Here is a 16541-nt window from a genome sequence, read left to right as displayed (position 1 = left end):
GCTCCTTTCCGGGTTCTCCCAGTTCAATGACCATGTGCCAGCGCCCCTTTGGCCAAGCCTTCGCCAACCTGTTCACCGCCGGACGGCGGCGCCTTGGCCTCTTGGCTGTTAAGCAGGCGCAGGGCGTTGGCCACCACCAGCAATGACACTCCTACGTCGGCTGCAATAGCGCCCCACATCGATGCCAGTCCGAACGCGGTAGCGACAACGAAAACGCCCTTGGTCGCCAAGGAAATACCGATGTTCTGATGGATAATCGACATTGTCCGGCGCGAATGACCGATCAGCCAAGGCACCTTGCCGAGGTCGTCGGTCATCAGGGCAATATCCGCCGTCTCGATTGCCGCGTCCGAACCAACAGCGCCCATCGCGATGGCGTAATGCGCGCGCGCCATGGCGGGGGCGTCGTTCACCCCGTCGCCGATCATGGCCACCATGTCATGCGTTTCGACCAGTTCTTCGATGGCTGTCACCTTGTCTTCGGGCAAAAGCTCGGCACGGACCTCGTCGATGCCGACCTCGGCTGCAACGGCGCGCGCTGTCCGCTCGTTGTCGCCCGTCAACATGACGATGGTCTTCACGCCTTGCGCGTGGAGCTGTGCCACGATGCCCTTGGCGTCGGGGCGGATACGGTCGCGCAATTCCAGGATGCCGGTCACGCCGGTGTCGTCGCCCACGGCAACAAGGGTGCTGCCAGCCCCTTCGATGCGGTCGCGCAGATCCTTCGGAATGGCGTCGCCGAAACCCTTCTCCTCGGCAAACCGGTCGGACCCTAGCCAGATCGACCGGCCGTCTGTGCGTCCTTCAAGTCCCCTACCGGGAACGGTTCGGGTGTCTTCCGCGGCGGACACATTGATGCCGTCGGCTTCTGCCCGCGCGAGAATGGCACGCGCCAAGGGATGCGAGGAACGTGCCTCCAGCCCAGCGGCGAGGGTCATCAGATCTTGCGCCGATGCTTTGCCCAGCGGATGCACCGCCGCCACCTCGGGCTCGCCCATGGTGATCGTGCCGGTCTTGTCCATGGCCAATGCAGTGGTCTTGCCCGGTGCCTCAACATATGCACCGCCCTTGATCAGCACCCCCGCCCGCGCAGAGGCTGTGAGTGCAGCGACGATGGAGACCGGTGTCGAGATGACCAGAGCACACGGGCAGGCGATCACCAGCAGCACGAGTGCATTGTAGAACCAATAATCCCAGGCCCCACCGAAAATGAGCGGCGGCACCAGGGCAATTGCGATGGCGAGAGCCATGACGATAGGCGTGTAGATGCGGGCAAATTTCGCCACCCACTGCTCCACCGGCGCGCGGCGAGCATGGGCGTCGCCGACCATGCGGATAATCTTGGCCAACACGGTGTCCGAGGCGGCCTTCGTGGCGCGCACCGTCAGTGTGCCTTCGCCGTTGATCGTACCGGCATAGACATCGTCGCCCCGTTCCTTTGGGACCAGCGCACTCTCTCCGGTGATTGGCGCCTGATCGACGGCCCCTGCCCCATCGACAACCTCACCATCCAATGGGATGCGGTCTCCGCCGCGCACGACGAAACGTGCGTTGATAGCAACCGCGGAAGCCGGTACGTCCGCTTCCGAACCGTCATCATAAAGAATTCTTGCCGTCGGCGGCGCCAGGTCCAGCAGAGCTGAAACCGCATTCCTCGCACGCCCGACGCTCCAGCTTTCGAGGAAAAGCGAGAGCGAGAAGAAGAACGCAACCGTCGCCGCCTCGAAAAATTCGCCGAGGCCAATTGCACCCGCGACTGCGACTACCATGAGCAGGTTCATGTCGGGCGACAGCCGCCGTGCGGACGACCATGCCTTGGGCGCCACGAGCCAAACACCGAACAGGATCGCAACCGCGAATAGCCCTGCCTCGACCAGTGGCATCGGCGCCTCGCCGTGCCCTGCGAAGAGGCCGAGTGCCCCCCCCATGCCGGTCTCGATGATGTGCCACAGATATCCCGCGGCCCAGAAGCCGCCACTGAGCGCCGTAAACAGCCGCTGGCGTGCAAGATGGGCCGCCTGGTCGACCGACGCGTTTTCGGCATCCCAGGGCTTGGCGGTCATGCCGGTGCTTGCGACCAGCTCTGCAATTTCGCCGTCCGATACACTCTTGGCGCTGTCGAGAATAGTCATCCGTCCATTGATCACGTCGAACGCGAGATGCTCGGCCCCGCCGATCTTCGGGCCGACCACCTTGTTCAGGATTGCTACCTCCTCGGCGCAATCGAGGCCGGACACCTGAAAACTGCGCCCGCCCGCTGGCGCGGGCGTCGTCGGAACGATGTCGCCGCACGTTCCGGCGCTCCCGCAGCAGCTGCCGCCGCTTGTCTGGGCATCTTCGGCGTGATCGTGGTCGTGACGATGGGTGTCGGACGGCATGAACGGACCTCTGGATTCGGGTGCTTTACCATGACATAGCCCCTACAGTAGCTAGAGCTTCAAGAGCAAAATACGGTGGTATTTCAGTTTGATTTATTGCTAGAGGATGCGGTGACCGGCTCTATCACGCCTTGAAGCATGAAAAGCCGATGCAAAGAAAAACAGACACGAAAGGAAGCTTGATGCGGGTTTTGATGCTGAAGCAAAAAATAATGGTTGCAGTGGCGCTGTCGCTTACGGCCGGGTGCGCAATCCAGCCGACTGGACCAGGCGACTCGGCAGACCGGCGGGGCAACGTTCCCGAAGCTGTGATTGCAATGGCTGCCCCGGATCAGGATGTTGCAACCGCGCGCTTGGTGCCGGAAGACGGGTGCTACTGGTACGAACACAGCGGCCCCGTTGAAACGACCTTGCTGCCGCTGCGCACGGCGAACGGCAATCCGATCTGCGTCGCGCGGGAAGCGTGACGACGACCCGCACGTCACATCATTTCGCTCAAAGCTAATTACCTCATTCAACTTCTCGCGGTAACACTGTCCTCAGCCGAATAAAGATGTGCTGTCGATCCAATCTCGACGTTCGGATAAAGCTCGTTGATGTGTGCCATAACCATCCGCACGCAACCCGAACTCGCGCGCCCTCCGATGCTTCTCGGATAGGGTGTGCCGTGTATCCGAAGATAGGTGTCGCGATCTCCGACATAGAGATAGAGCGCCCGCGATCCCAAGGCGTTTTGAGGGCCGGGTTCCATCCCGTCGGCCCATCTTGCGTTTTCGGGATCCCGCTCGATCATGTTCTGTGTCGGCGTCCAGTGCGGCCACCTGACCTTGCGCTTGATGTTATAAACACCTGGCTCGTAGAGGTTGCCCCGCGCGATCGCCACGCCGTAGCGCATCGCGGTTCCACCCTCCTCAATGTGGTAGAGATATCGCGCAACCGCATCGACATGGATGTCTCCCGGCACGAGGCCGTCCTTCGCGTCCACACGCTGAGGCAAGAAGCGCGGGTGTAGCCCCCAAGGGTTTGACGTGGCCGGATCGAAGCCGGGCGGGCTGACTTGCGCGTCCCATTCAGCCTTCTGCGCTTCGGTGGGCCAGCTATCGGCAAACACAGGGTTGGCCACAGTCGCCGAAAAGAGCGCTGTTGTCGTTTGAATAAAGTGTCGTCTTGTCAGCATGTCATACCCTTTCGGTTCCCACCGGCGATCAATGGCAAGAACGATATACATTCTCGTCGACTAGATAGGACTTCTAGTGGCTAGAGGTTCAAGGGCAAATTTTCGTGAACGCATGCACGCGACCCTGGTAGCACATGCTTGCCTTGCGGTCGGGTTAACGGCCAACTAGGTCAGGTCCGAATTAGCCTGGTAAAGCGGGAGTCGGGGGGCGGAGTAGGACAGATATGTCGAATTGGTCCCCCGGTGGATCGGCTTTCGTCGAAAGATACTATCCTGACACCCTGTCGATCTTCACCCGCCCGTGTCATTGGTTGACACTTCGGCTTGGAACTCACGTTGTCGCTCAGGCCAGGTGCTCTTGATGTAGACGAGGATCGCCGCGATCTCTGCGTCTATCAGATCCTCTCCGAAGGCCGGCATGTCGCTCTCGTATCCCGGCACGACGGCCCCGACCCCGCCTTTGGTGATCTGAAAAAGCATGCGGTCTGAATGGTGCCAAGTGTGGCCGGTTTCGTCATGCGGTGGGGCCGGCATTCTTCCCGTGTCAAGACGCCGACGCCAATCGGGCTGGCCTTCGAGGTTCGCACCATGGCAAATGGCGCAGTTCTCAGCATAGAGCTGTTCACCCGCAGCGACTTCGGCTGCGAAGACGGGTTCTCCTAGAAACCTGAGTCCCTCGACAAGCGGATCCGCCGGTTCCGATTGGGCCAGCACCACAAGGCCGGTGGTTGCGAGCGCGGACACAATAACAGCCAGTTGCACTGACCGCCTGATCGCACCCTTCGCCAATCGGTTTTTCGGCCCCTTATTCATCGGCATAGACTGAAATTCCCTCTGGGCCAAAGGCGTAGGTCCTGAGCGTGCCTGACTTGACCGCAGCCATGCCCGGCGCGTTCGCGGGCATTCCCGGCAAGGTGATACCCGTTATCGCCGGACGGGTTTCCAGCAGCCGATCAATGATGTCGACCGGGACGAGACCGCTGACATAGTAGCCGTCGATCTCGGCCAAGTGGCAGCCGATGCCCTGGGCGGGCACACCGACTTCGACCGAGCGTTTGTCGAAGTCGCGGTCATCCACACGCGTAACGGTAAAGCCGTGTTCTTCGAGGTAATCCCCATAGGCATCACAACAGCCGCAGCCCGGATCGCGCCAGATGGTGATCTGCCTTTCGCTGCCCGCCAGACCGGGCGCCACATCGCCTGTGGCTTGCGCCCAAGCCGATGTGGTCAGACCCACCATTCCGACAATGCCGCTGCCAATCAGACCAAGCGCGTTTCTTCTCTGCATCATTTTCTCCATCATTGTTCTCCTGTTTCGATCCAGGTTGCGCCGCCGTCACGGCTGATTTTCAAGATGCCGCCCAACAGGGCAGCGATGTAGGTCTCGTCTCTGGGATGAACCGCAACGGCGGTCGCAGCTATGCTGGCCCGCTTTTGCCAGATGACTCCGCCGTCCTGCGATGCCCAGAGGCCCGAACGCAGCGCGGCATACATCACTTCCGGCGCCGAGGGGGAACTGGCCAGCGACAGGATCGGTTCACCGCCTGGCAATGGCGCTTCGGACGGTGGGGCTTCACCCGCAACCAATGCTTCCATCGCGTTGCCTGGCTGCACGTCCTGCCAGCGACAAAAGCAATCGGGCACCCGTGTTAGGCCAACCTCGGTGCCCGCATAGATCCAAATGCCGCCCATGCCGGTCTCAAGCTCGATCGAAGCCAGAGCAAGAGGATCGCGCTCTGCGTCGTCGAGCCAGGGGCGGTCCATGGCGAGCGACCAGGTTGCACCGGCGTCCTCGCTCTTCCACAACCCGTCGCCGCGAAGCGAGGCATAGATCATGTCCGGGTTCCGCGAGGCGATGGCAACGGCATTGATCTCTCCGTCAGGCAGCCCAGCTTCACTGACGCGCCACGAAGCGCCCCCGTCCTCGGAAATGCTGACACCGCCCTCGGCCAGCCCCGCAACCACAAGTCCGGGCCGGTCGCGATGGGTCGCCAGCGACAGCACTTTTCCGGGTGTCTCTGCCGCGGTCCAAGTCCGGCCGCCATTATCACTGACGAACAGCCCTCCTCTCGCCAGCAGGATGGTATCACCATCAAAGGCAAGTGCCGCTGGATCACCATCGCTCGCCGCGAGTGCGAACCTCGGCAACATCGAAGCGACGCCGATACTGAGTGCCGCGGTGAGTACCTTGCGCCGGTTTGGCCGAAATCCAATCTCAATCGACTTCAATCTGCATGCTCCTCTGCTCATGCGACGCGGATCACGCCCATCATCCCGGCCGCCTGGTGCTCGAGGATGTGGCAATGGAACATCCAGTCTCCGGGATTGTCGGCGACCAGGGCGATTTCGACCTGCTCGCGCGGCGCGATCAGCACGGTGTCCTGCCATTCACGGAATTCGGTCCGAACGCCATCGCGGCTGATGACGCGGAAGGAGTGGCCGTGCAGGTGGATCGGATGGTCGAACGCCGTGGCGTTCGTCATGTGGAGGACATGGCTCGCGTCGCGCTCCAATGTCAGGAAGGGATCGAGCATGTGCCCTTCGGCCGCAACGCCATTGACGAACCACATGCCGCCGCCCACAACGCCACCCATCATTCCGCCCATCATGCTGCCTGACTGGCTCAGGCCCATCTGGCGCTCGACCATTGCTCCCATCATGCCCCCGGTGAACAGGATTTCGTGACGACGGGCCGCGTTCAGATCAGGTTCGACAAGCGGATTGGCTGGAAGGGCAATTTCCCATTCCGGCGGCGCGGCACGCAAGGGCGTGTCGTCAAAGACGACATCCAGCAGGTTGAATTCATTATCGCGATAGGCGCGGTCGACGATTGGAAGCGTGGTTCCCGGGTCGGCAGGGCAATCGAGCATTATGTCGGCACGCATCGCCGGGCCCAGAACCACGACACCGTCAGGCGCGGCGTGCGGGGTGATCGGCTGGCCGTCGAGCGCAATGATGCGCGCGGAAAGGTCGCCGAAGTCGAGCGCGAAGATGCGGGCGTTCGCGGCATTGATCAGCCGCAACCGGATACGTTCGCCTTGCCGCACCGCGAAGACATCGGGAACACGCCCATTTATCGTGACAGTATTGCCCAGACGGCCCGCATGGCTCATGTCCATGGCTGCGCCGAAGTCATCCGCGATCGATGCGTCCTGCGACAGCCGCCAATCGTCCAGCATCCAGGTGACATCGCGATCGACCCGCGGCGGGTTGGATTCGTCGATGATCAGCGGTCCGGCCAGCCCACGTCCGACCTGCTCGAAACTGCGCTGGTGCGGGTGATACCAGAACGTCCCGGCATCGATCGCGTCGAACTCGTAGGTGAAGGTTTCTCCGGGTGCGATCGGCTTCTGCGTCAGGTGTGGAACCCCGTCCATCGCGTTCGGCAGACGAAGTCCGTGCCAATGGACGGTGGTGTCCTCGTCCAGACCGTTTGTGACGGCGATGCGCAGCCGATCGCCTTGCCGAGCCCGCAACTCCGGGCCGGGAACCTGGCCATTGAAGCCCCAAACGGGGGTTGCGGGATAGGGTTCGGGGACCAACCTTGCCTGTCCCGGCGCGGGGCGCAGCGAGAAGCTGCGGATTTGCGGCTCGGCGCGCAGAGGCTTTCCGAAAGCCGTGGCGCCGATACCCGCCAAGGACGTTGCAAGAAAAGATCGGCGACTGAAACGGGAACTGATTTGGGAGGACATGGATGAACACTCTCTGATTTCACTTTACGCCGCCAAAGCAATTGCGCGGCGATGTTCATGGCCCCGCGCAAACGCCCATTTGAGGGCGTCCGGCACGGAGAAACACACGAAGCGCAATCAGGCGCCGTGTGTCAGATCAGAGGTAGAATCGAGGAGGTTGCTGGGCCGGGGGGCCGGATATTCCGTGCGGGACGTCCACGAGCTGGATTTCATGGGCTGCGGTGGCAGCGATCGGGCTGGTACCAGCCGGGATCGAAAGAAGAGCGGCCATTCCCGCGGCATTGCACACAAAATCACAGACGGAACCCAACTTACCGTCTTCCAAGCTGCCGCAGGCGTCGCAATCGTCCATCGCCATCATGCCGTCATCCGTGGAGACCATTGACGAGGCCATGGCAATTGAGCCAGCAGACTGCGCGACCGCGCCGATGGCAAAAGCCACCAGCGAGAGGATACAGATAAGGCGTGCCCAACGTCTCATGATCTTGATCTACTACCCGGGCGATCCGAATGAAAGCGGCACAATATCACGTTTCTTGGAACATCCGAAGGTTGGCTTGTTCAAGTCCTCGGCAAAACGACTTCTTTCAGCGGCAACCACCCGCCTATGACCGCTTGGAAAAGGCCGCGAACAGGGCAAGCGTCCGTTCGCTGACATGGTGCTCGATGCCTTCGGCATCGCGTTCCGCGGTCTCGGGATCGAGCCCGAGGCTCAGGAGAAACCGCAAGACGATCTCGTGGCGATGTCTGCATTCCTTGGCAAGCGCCCGACCTTCCTCAGTCAGGAAGACCGAGCGGTATTTCGCGCGAGTGATCAGGCCGTCCCGCGCCAGACGGCCAAGCGTCTTGGCGACTGTTGGCGCGGTCACGCCCATGCGTGTCGCAATATCGACCGGCCGGGCCTCGCCGTTCTCGTGGATGAGTTCGGCGATCAGTTCGACATAATCTTCCGCCACTTCGCTGCGCCGCGCTTCGCGCACACCGATGAAGGCCTCGGCGCGGGATTCGACCGCACGTGCCTCTGCCTCGTTTGAGTCAAGGTTATCATCATCCGTCATGCCGTCACCCTCGCACGATCGGGATTGACTCGTAAAGCCTAAGCGATGATTATTAGCCGAAGCTAACTTTTTGCGCCGGGACTTTGGCCTGCGTGTCAACTGAGGGGACATCGTCCATGCCTGTCGATACCAGCAAGCGAGGGCGCGATGTGTCGTCCGCCGTGGAGACATCTCGGCCCACAGCGCCACCTGCGATGGTCACGGAGCCAGTATCGGCGTCGCGACGCGCGTTGTTGGTCAGCGGTCTGGTGGCTGCCGGCGGAGCGGCCGTGGCCGCGAGCCGCGCGCAATCCCAGGCAACGCCCGACCCGATGGCGGGGCATGCGATGTCCGGCGGGGCGGTCGATCCGTATTCGGCCCATGACAGTGGCATGGCGCATGGCAACATGACGATGGTCGGCCAAGTCGACCACGCCCGGAACGGGTTCGACCCGACGGCCATGCTGACCGACTGGGAGACCGGTCGCACCGAAGTCCTGCCGGATGGGCGCACGTTGCGAACGTTCGAGGTGGACGCCATCGACGTGGAGATCGAGATCGCTCCCGGCGTTTTCTTTCCCGCCTGGACGTTCAACGGCCGCGTGCCAGGCCCCGCCCTGCGAGCGAAGGAGGGCGAACGACTGAGGATCGTCTTTCGCAACCTCGGGTCACACCCGCATTCCATGCATTTTCACGGCATTCACTCGGCGCGGATGGACGGCGTTCAAGGCGCCGGGCTGATCGATCCGGGCGAGGAGTTCGTTTACGAATTCGATGCCAAGCCCTTCGGCTGCCACCTCTACCATTGCCATGCCCTGCCACTGAAACGGCACATGCACAAGGGCATGTACGGCCTTTTCGTGGTCGATCCGGATCCGGCGCGCCACCCCGAATTTGCGGCCGTTGGGGCGTCGCGTGTGCTGGGCAGCCCGGAAAACGCCGAATGGCAGGAACTGGCGATGGTGATGAACGGCTTTGACACCAATTTCGATGGTGAGAACGAGGTCTATGCCGTAAACACGGTCGGCCAAGCTTACATGAACGCGCCGATCCGGATCGACAAGTCGCGCCCGGTGCGCATCTACCTCATGAACGCGACCGAGTTCGATCCGATCAACTCGTTCCACCTGCATGGGAATTTCTTCGACTATTACGACACCGGCACCCAGCTCACGCCGACCCTACGCACGGTCGATGTGATCATGCAGTGTCAGGCGCAGCGCGGCATCCTCGAGTTCAGCTTCGCCGATCACGAGGACGGAATGTATATGTTCCATGCGCACCAGGCCGAGTTCACCGAACTTGGCTGGATGGGCTTTTTCGACGTGCGAGAGGCCGGAGCATGACCGATCATATCCAACGCAGCCGCCCGCCAATGACCCGCCTGCTTCTCGTCCTCGTGCCGCTGGCCGTCATGCTGGGCGCCTTTGTCTGGATCGCCTCGCTCGATCCCTTGCGCGGCTTCAACAACGGCGCCCCCCCGGTCGAGGCGCTGACCGTCGAACGGACGATCCTCGATGGGTCGGGGATATCGCTCAGGGTGCGCGCCGGCGGATCGGAAGCGATGGTGGTCGCGCAGGTTGCCGTGGATGATGCATACTGGACCTTCACGCAGGAACCGGCGGGGCCGATTGCCCGCGGCGATGCGGTCTGGCTGCGCATTCCCTATCCGTGGGTCCTTGGCGAGGCCCATCATATCAATCTGCTGACGAACACAGGCGCGACCTTTGGGCACGAGATCGCGGTTGCAGTTTCGACGCCAAGTCCCACCTGGGGGCAACTTCGGCTCCAGGCGGTGATCGGGGCGATCGTCGGCCTTTTGCCGGTAGCGCTTGGCCTGATGTTCTATCCGGCCATGAAGGGCGTCGGGCAAAGGGGGATGAACTTTCTGCTGGCGCTGACGGTCGGGTTGCTGGCCTTCCTGCTGATCGACACCATATCCGAGGCACTGGAGCTATCGGCAGAAGCGGCCGCGATATTCCAAGGTTCTGCCATGGTCTGGCTGGCGGCGCTTACAAGCTTTCTTCTATTGATGGCTATCGGGCGCTGGCGCGGCAATCCGGAAGGCATCGCGCTTGCGTTCTACATTGCCCTCGGGATCGGGCTTCACAACTTCGGCGAAGGGCTGGCAATCGGCGGCGCATTCGCCGCCGGGTCGGCGGGGCTTGGAACTTTCCTCGTCCTAGGCTTTGCCTTGCACAATGTCACCGAGGGCATAGGCATCGCCGCCCCGATGCTTCGTGCCCGGCCAACGCTTTGGACGTTTGCCGCTCTGACCCTGCTCGCCGGTGGCCCGGCCATCCTCGGAATGTGGGCGGGCAGCCTTGCCTATGCGCCGCAATGGTCGGCACTGGCACTCGCCGTCGGAGCGGGTGCGATCCTGCAAGTCATGGTCGAGGTCAGCGCCTACCTTGTACGTCAAAACGCCGACAGGCAGGCGGCGCTGATGTCACCAGCCGTACTGGTCGGGTTTCTGGGCGGCATCGCCTTCATGTACGCGACGGCGGCATTGATCAAGATCTGAGCGGTGATCGGCTGTTTCGGCTTCATGGGGCGGTCGCCCAGCTCTATAAACTGACCCCGTCTGTCCACGGGGAGATCGCAATTTTCGTGCCCCAGTTTGTGCGCCCAAGAGACTTATTCTTTCGTGATTTCGAAATAAAGAATTTGAGGCTAGAGCGACTAGAGGATCCCACAGATAGGTGAAAACACCGCAAATCCATCTGACTACTATTTCTGAGCCGCACGTCGAAATCGACTGTCTCATATTTTTGGTCTGTCACGATTCTGGTCCTCCGTTGAACTATCAACAAATGTTACGCACCAAAACGAGTGCTTCTTTAGAGGTGTTTCATGGCATCGCCCGCCACATGCGGAAACGCACCTGTTCGGTCACCTCGCGGATTAGACCTTGCGCTTCCATCCAAGCAAGGTTGCGCTGGACGGCGGCGCGGCTGGCACCGGTCAGGGTCTCGGCCATTGGAGCGGAGACGACGGGCCATTCGGTCAGCACCGCACGCAATGCAGGTGGTGTCTTGCCAGAGAGCGGTGCCATCATGTTGTCCGCCCGCGCTGACCATGCCTGGATATCGTCGAGGTGCCGCATCGCGGTCAGGCATGCTGTTTCCATTCCCTCGAGCCAACGCTGCAAGCGCTCGGCAGGTGGGCCACTGGCGCGCAGCCCCCCTGCCCCGCGCATAGCCAGAGGCGCAAAGATGGCCCCCCCATTCAAATTCGGGCCTTCGCTCGCGGCAATGCGTGCGGCGGTAACCGCCGCTTCCATCCGGTCGTCCTGTTGCCCGAGGCCCGCAAGGTTCCAGAGGTGAAACCCCATGCAGGCGCGTGTAATCGAATGCAGGTGGGCGGCTTGCGCCATCAGGTCAAGCCAACCGACCGCGCGATCCGCAAAGGGCTCGGCTTCATTGGCCATGTTTTCAGGGTCACGGCGATCAAGGAAAGCGGATAAGTCCACCTCTGGACCGGGACCGCCTGTCAGACGGCGCACCGCCCATCCGACACGCGCGAGCGCTGCGGTGTCGTCCTGCACCCCGGACAAGCGCATGGATATCCAAAGCGCCAGCCGATCCGGGCCAATTCGGTCACCCACAAACCAGCTGAGGTCTGCCGCCTCGATCAGGGCGAGCCTGAGCCGCCAGCCTTCCGGGCCACGGTGCAGACGGTCATCCAGCGCGCCAATCCGGCTAGCCACACGGGCAAGACGGGCGGCATTACCTGCCTCTGCCTTCCGCCAATCGTCGAGGACTGCGGTTTCAGGCAGCTCTGCCCTCGGTCTGGGCGGCAGATAATCCGGCTCCACTTCTATTGGACCGGGCAGGAACCACAGGTCGTCCTCGGACGTCTCTTCAATCCCCTCCGCATCAACTAGAGGATCGTCCAATTTACTATACTGCGTAGGTACTTGAGGCTTCATATGTGCAAAATATGGCGCTTTTGCATTTTACCAAAGTGTTTTGTTAGGGTGCGCCTTCACACCCTATATAGCACGCGCGCGCGGTGGTCTGCGATATCTCTCTGATCGCGCTCAGCATATGAAAACCAAGGGGTTTTTGATTTGCAGCACCACAAAGAGCGCCCTTGCCTCTGTTTACAAACGGTCGTTTATTGGCGCTATATGAAACTGCAAAAAGACTGTTTTGATGCCATTGATAGGCTATGCGCGCGTATCCACAGAGGATCAAACCCCCCTGCCCCAGTCGCAGGCCCTGAAATCTGCGGGTTGCGCCGAAATCTATGAAGAGCACGCCTCAGGCGGCAATCGCGCGCGGCCGGTGCTTGGGCGTGTGCTCGAACGCATCCAGAGTGACGATACGCTGGTCGTCGTGAGGATCGACCGGCTTGCGCGGTCTCTGTCGCATCTGCTGGAAGTGATCGAGCGGCTGGAGGCCAGGGGTGCGTTCTTTCGCTCGATCCAGGACCCGATCGACACTGGATCCCCGCAGGGCAAGTTCACGCTGCAGGTCTTGGGCGCTGCGGCCGAGTTCGAGCGCGCCCTGATCCGGGAGCGCACCAAGGCCGGCCTCGCCAGTGCGCGCACAAAGGGCCGCGTGGGCGGAAACCCTGGACTGCGGGCCAAAGACCCTGCCGCTCTTCGCAAGGTGCGGCTAGCGCGACAGGACGGCTACATGGAGCGTCTGAACGAAACGGCACAAGATTGGGTGCCCCATGTGCGCCGGTTGCGCCCCGACTTGGCCTGGGAAGACGTGGTGCGCATCATCAACGGCCCCTTGCCCGAGGCGCGTCGCTGGACCCAAAGCCGTCTCTTGCGCGCCGTGAAGGCCTATGTCCGCGACGGCTTCCTGCCCGAGACAGTTTTGGCCCGCGCCGGCCGCCGCGAAACCGACGACCGCCTGCCCGCCATCGTCGCCGCCATCAAGGGCGCGGATCCCGGCATTACGCTCCAGGCGATCTGTGAACGGCTGGAATCTATGCGCGAACGCACACCACGTGGCCGAACGAGATGGCAGCCGTCGTCAGTCAAGATGCTGTTGGAGCGGGCGGAGAGGCTGGGGCTGCTTGAGTAGCCTAACAACCTTGCAAATCCTCCACTACAGGGAAGGATTACAAGGTTGTGGTCAGTTTCAGGCACAGAAGCCGTCCGCTCATGCAAAGGGGTTGACGATGCGAAGCTGGCCTTCCACCAGCAGGCCATCTTGCATGTCCTCGCTCCACAGCGTGGTACACCCCGCAACCAAAGCGCTGGCCACGATCATCGCGTCGTAGATCGAGAAGCCGTAGCGTTCCGCCAAAGCGCGGCCGACGTCATGGGTCTGCACGGAGAGATCTTCGACGGGACACAAGGCGCGCACGCCTTCGAGAAAGGCCGCTGCTTCCTCCCAACCGAGGCCAGCTTTGCGGCGGCAGTTCACCAGTGACTCGTTTAGAACCTGAACGCTGATCCGGGGCCCCTGCCCCAGGATGACCTCGGCGCGATCGGCCTTTGGGCCATCGTCGAGCAGGTAAAGAACGACATTCGTGTCCGCGAACTCAGCGCTCATGTGCGTCGTCGCGGCTCAGACGTTCTGCTGCGGACAACTTGCCCCGGAAGCGGCGCAGGCCGGTAAGTACCTCATCCGCACGAGCAAGGCGACGGACTCTGACCCGACCGTCGTCCTTGACCAGGTCGATCTGATCACCCTCCTTGAGACCAAGCTCTCGGACGAGCTCCGCGGGCAAACGGACGGCCAGCGAGTTACCCCATTTTGCGACCTGCATCGTGACCTCCCATGCGGATATACGTCTTGTAATGTATATCCGAAAGGTTCCTAAGACAAGCCTGCCGCAAACCCTAGCTACTCTTGTGCATGACGCAGCGACTGACACCAAATCTAGAAAGAGCTTGCACGAATCTGATAGCTCGGGCAATAGTCTCGATAAATAACGCGCGATCACATAAAAAACGCGCCCACGAATCGAGGCAGAGATGAGCGAAGCTGAGCAGGACCTGGACATTGCCATCGGGCACTACGCAGAGCTTCTTGCGTCCAATCTTCATGCGCAACGTGCTGCCCACTTCCCTCCCGACGCCAAAAAAGTCATGCGCAGCCTGACCAGCGGCGAGGCGGCCGAGTTGCTTGGCGTCGATCATACCTACCTTCGCAAGCTTCATCGAGAAGGAAAGATCGCTGACGTCGAAACCACTGCGGGCAGCCACCGGCGATATACCCTCGATGATATCTGGGAGATTCGCCACGCTCTTGAGGCAAACGCGAAGAAGCCTGGAACCTACGTTCCGGGGCGTCGTGCCGGTGACGAGCTTCAGATTGTTTCTGTTGTGAACTTCAAAGGCGGGTCCGGGAAAACGACAACATCCGCTCACCTTGCACAGCGCTTGGCTCTCAAGGGATATCGTGTCCTTGCGATCGATCTGGACCCCCAGGCATCCCTTTCCGCGCTGCATGGCATCCAGCCTGAGCTGGACCTGATGGAGGGTGGCACGCTGTATGATGCGGTTCGCTACGATGAACCGGTCCCGATCTCGGACGTGATCCGCAAGACCTACATCCGTGGTCTTGACCTGATTCCCGGGAACCTCGAGCTCATGGAATTCGAACATGAGACACCGGCAGCCATTCAGCGTGGCGGCGCCCGCGCATTCTTTGCCCGTGTGCGCGACGCGCTCGACAGTGTCGAAGCGGACTATGACGTCGTCGTCATCGACTGTCCGCCGCAGCTTGGTTTTTTAACCATGTCCGCCCTTTCAGCATCTTCAGGGGTGCTTGTTACCGTTCACCCCCAAATGCTCGATCTGATGTCCATGTCGCAGTTTCTGCGAATGACCGCTGATCTGCTTGGCGTCATCCGGGATGCTGGCGCAAACCTTCGCTTCGACTGGCTGCGCTTTCTGCCGACCCGCTACAAGGTGGGTGATGCCCCGCAGACCGAGGTCATTGCTTTCATCCGGGGTCTGTTCGGCAGGTCAGTCCTGACCAACCACATGGTTGAGTCTACTGCGATCTCTGATGCAGGGCTGACGAAGCAGACGCTCTACGAGGCCGACAAGAAGGACTTCACGCGTCAGACTTTCGATCGTGCAATCGAATCCATGAACGCCGTCAACGACGAGATCGCGGCGATCATCCAGAACACGTGGGGACGCAATGGCAAGAAAGCCTAAACTGGGACTGCCACTGCAGACCCTGCGCAACGCGCCCGACGCTCTTGAAGGGCGCAGGCTGCGCGGCGGCGTTTTCGAAATCGAGCCTGACCAAATCGAAATCACAGGTCGGCTCGATGACAGGCTGCAGATTGAGACTGCGGGCCTCAAGGCGTCAATTTCCAAGAACGGACAGCGAGTACCAATCCTCGTCCGGCCGCTTGATGGTGATCGCTACAGCCTGATCTATGGCCGTCGTCGACTGGAAGCTTGCAGAGAACTTGGGATCAAGGTCCGCGCCATTGTCACAGAGATGGAGGGCGATCAGGCACTTCGTGATCAGCTGTTAGAGAACCAAGAGCGGCGGGATCTAAGCTTCATCGAACGAGCGCTTGTTGCCGCAGCCTTGCTCGACGGTGACCATCTGAGCGCATCCGAACGCACTAACAAGGGTGTCGCCGAGGTTCTCAATCTGACCGAGGCAGGAGTGTCGCAGCTGTTAAGCGTGGTCCGCACCGTTGGGGAGGACCTGGTCCTCGCCATCGGTGCCGCTCCGGGCATTGGTCGGCCCAGGTGGGAAGAGCTCAAGAAGTTGCTGGGGGCTACGGATGCCGATCGCGAACTGCTTGCAGCTTTGGCGGGTGAGGCCAAAACATCCTACCAAGGCGGTATTGACGAGAAATCCGATCATGCATTTTTGGCCGTCCTCTCTGCTGCAGGGAAGCCCGAACAGACCACATCCTCGTCTCGCCCTCGCGGGCGGCCCGGCACGGTGATTCCGGGGGTCGGTGCCGCCACTGTCACGACCGGACGTCGTGGAAAGCAACTCAAGCTCGAGTTGAAGGCCGAGGAGAGCGATTTTGTCAGCTGGCTTGAGGGCAACGCCCCGCAGCTGATCGCCGAGCTTCACGAGCGCTGGAAGCGTTCGGAAGACTGAGGAAGAGCAACAATCAAAAAGGAGGCACGAGACAGGCAGAAAAGAAAAAGGCCCCGAGAAGCAAGCTTCACGAGACCTTTCTTAGGTTTCGCACGGGACCAGCCCGCTACAAAACTTCAGTTTTCGCACCTCTGAATGTAGCGATCTGGCCCCTTTCCCGCAAGCGCAAAGCGATTCGCGGGCCAGGGAAATTTTGCCTTCGTGAA

The 16541-nt window shown here is 61.2% G+C and carries 17 protein-coding genes; 6 read left to right on the top strand and 11 right to left on the bottom strand.

Translation table 11 applies throughout. The features are described from left to right. Nucleotides 1–23 precede the first annotated feature (23 nt). Nucleotides 24–2378, bottom strand: coding sequence for a heavy metal translocating P-type ATPase (locus ACSR1C_RS16515; protein WP_009503852.1), 2355 nt, complete (start codon nt 2376–2378; stop codon nt 24–26). Nucleotides 2379–2560: 182 nt separating this feature from the next. Here ACSR1C_RS16515 and ACSR1C_RS16510 point away from each other — a divergent pair, with 182 nt between their 5' ends. Beyond that, complete coding sequence (locus ACSR1C_RS16510) at nt 2561–2845, top strand: hypothetical protein (RefSeq protein WP_009503853.1); 285 nt, start codon at nt 2561–2563, stop codon at nt 2843–2845. A gap of 47 nt (nt 2846–2892) precedes the next feature. Here ACSR1C_RS16510 and ACSR1C_RS16505 read toward each other — a convergent pair whose 3' ends face one another. The 7 genes from ACSR1C_RS16505 to mntR form a co-directional block, all read right to left on the bottom strand. Next, nucleotides 2893–3555, bottom strand: a complete 663-nt coding sequence (locus ACSR1C_RS16505; protein WP_009503854.1) for a L,D-transpeptidase — start codon at nt 3553–3555, stop codon at nt 2893–2895. Nucleotides 3556–3846: 291 nt separating this feature from the next. Continuing rightward, nucleotides 3847–4368, bottom strand: coding sequence for a c-type cytochrome (locus ACSR1C_RS16500; RefSeq protein WP_152334945.1), 522 nt, complete (start codon nt 4366–4368; stop codon nt 3847–3849). Then, nucleotides 4361–4855, bottom strand: a complete 495-nt coding sequence (locus ACSR1C_RS16495; protein ID WP_009503856.1) for a DUF411 domain-containing protein — start codon at nt 4853–4855, stop codon at nt 4361–4363. Before ACSR1C_RS16495 ends, ACSR1C_RS16500 begins: the two co-directional genes overlap by 8 nt. Next, nucleotides 4855–5784 (bottom strand): exo-alpha-sialidase, encoded by a 930-nt coding sequence (locus ACSR1C_RS16490; RefSeq protein ID WP_321172468.1) that lies wholly within the window; start codon nt 5782–5784, stop codon nt 4855–4857. The genes ACSR1C_RS16495 and ACSR1C_RS16490 overlap by 1 nt, the downstream gene beginning before the upstream one ends. A 17-nt stretch (nt 5785–5801) precedes the next feature. Beyond that, on the bottom strand, nt 5802–7247 hold the full coding sequence (locus ACSR1C_RS16485) for a multicopper oxidase family protein (protein ID WP_009503858.1): 1446 nt from the start codon (nt 7245–7247) through the stop codon (nt 5802–5804). Between the two features lie 136 nt (nt 7248–7383). Beyond that, the gene (locus ACSR1C_RS16480) at nt 7384–7728 is read right to left on the bottom strand and encodes a hypothetical protein (RefSeq protein WP_009503859.1); all 345 of its coding nucleotides are present in this window, start codon (nt 7726–7728) and stop codon (nt 7384–7386) included. A 124-nt stretch (nt 7729–7852) separates the two neighbouring features. Then, entirely contained in the window at nt 7853–8305 is a 453-nt protein-coding gene (gene mntR, locus ACSR1C_RS16475; RefSeq protein WP_009503860.1) for a manganese-binding transcriptional regulator MntR, read from the bottom strand. Between the two features lie 116 nt (nt 8306–8421). Between mntR and ACSR1C_RS16470 the strand changes: the two genes are divergently transcribed. Next, nucleotides 8422–9630, top strand: a complete 1209-nt coding sequence (locus ACSR1C_RS16470; protein ID WP_460260419.1) for a multicopper oxidase domain-containing protein — start codon at nt 8422–8424, stop codon at nt 9628–9630. Beyond that, nucleotides 9627–10808 carry a ZIP family metal transporter gene (locus ACSR1C_RS16465; RefSeq protein WP_460260418.1) on the top strand — a complete coding sequence of 394 codons (1182 nt, stop codon included), beginning with the start codon at nt 9627–9629 and terminating at the stop codon, nt 10806–10808. Before ACSR1C_RS16470 ends, ACSR1C_RS16465 begins: the two co-directional genes overlap by 4 nt. Nucleotides 10809–11135: 327 nt before the next feature. On the opposite strand, the gene ACSR1C_RS16460 is transcribed toward ACSR1C_RS16465, so the two are convergent. After that, nucleotides 11136–12215: a hypothetical protein gene (locus tag ACSR1C_RS16460; protein WP_009503863.1), complete on the bottom strand. Its 1080-nt coding sequence runs from the start codon at nt 12213–12215 to the stop codon at nt 11136–11138. 226 nt (nt 12216–12441) lie between these two features. Here ACSR1C_RS16460 and ACSR1C_RS16455 point away from each other — a divergent pair, with 226 nt between their 5' ends. Beyond that, a complete protein-coding gene (locus ACSR1C_RS16455; protein ID WP_009503864.1) occupies nt 12442–13326 on the top strand; it encodes a recombinase family protein in 885 nt (294 codons plus the stop codon). A gap of 78 nt (nt 13327–13404) precedes the next feature. Here ACSR1C_RS16455 and ACSR1C_RS16450 read toward each other — a convergent pair whose 3' ends face one another. Next, nucleotides 13405–13800: a PIN domain-containing protein gene (locus ACSR1C_RS16450; protein WP_009503865.1), complete on the bottom strand. Its 396-nt coding sequence runs from the start codon at nt 13798–13800 to the stop codon at nt 13405–13407. Next, complete coding sequence (locus ACSR1C_RS16445) at nt 13790–14017, bottom strand: AbrB/MazE/SpoVT family DNA-binding domain-containing protein (protein WP_009503866.1); 228 nt, start codon at nt 14015–14017, stop codon at nt 13790–13792. Before ACSR1C_RS16445 ends, ACSR1C_RS16450 begins: the two co-directional genes overlap by 11 nt. Before the next feature lie 208 nt (nt 14018–14225). Between ACSR1C_RS16445 and repA the strand changes: the two genes are divergently transcribed. Together repA and repB are read left to right on the top strand one after the other, a co-directional pair. Continuing rightward, nucleotides 14226–15419 (top strand): plasmid partitioning protein RepA, encoded by a 1194-nt coding sequence (gene repA, locus ACSR1C_RS16440; protein ID WP_009503867.1) that lies wholly within the window; start codon nt 14226–14228, stop codon nt 15417–15419. Beyond that, a complete protein-coding gene (gene repB / locus ACSR1C_RS16435; protein ID WP_009503868.1) occupies nt 15403–16335 on the top strand; it encodes a plasmid partitioning protein RepB in 933 nt (310 codons plus the stop codon). Before repA ends, repB begins: the two co-directional genes overlap by 17 nt. The last annotated feature ends 206 nt before the right edge of the window (nt 16336–16541 follow it).

The sequence above is a fragment of the Actibacterium sp. D185-2 genome, assembly GCF_054954595.1.
The sequence above is the reverse complement of the archived record's forward strand: the minus strand, read 5'-3'. Positions and strand labels throughout refer to the sequence as shown.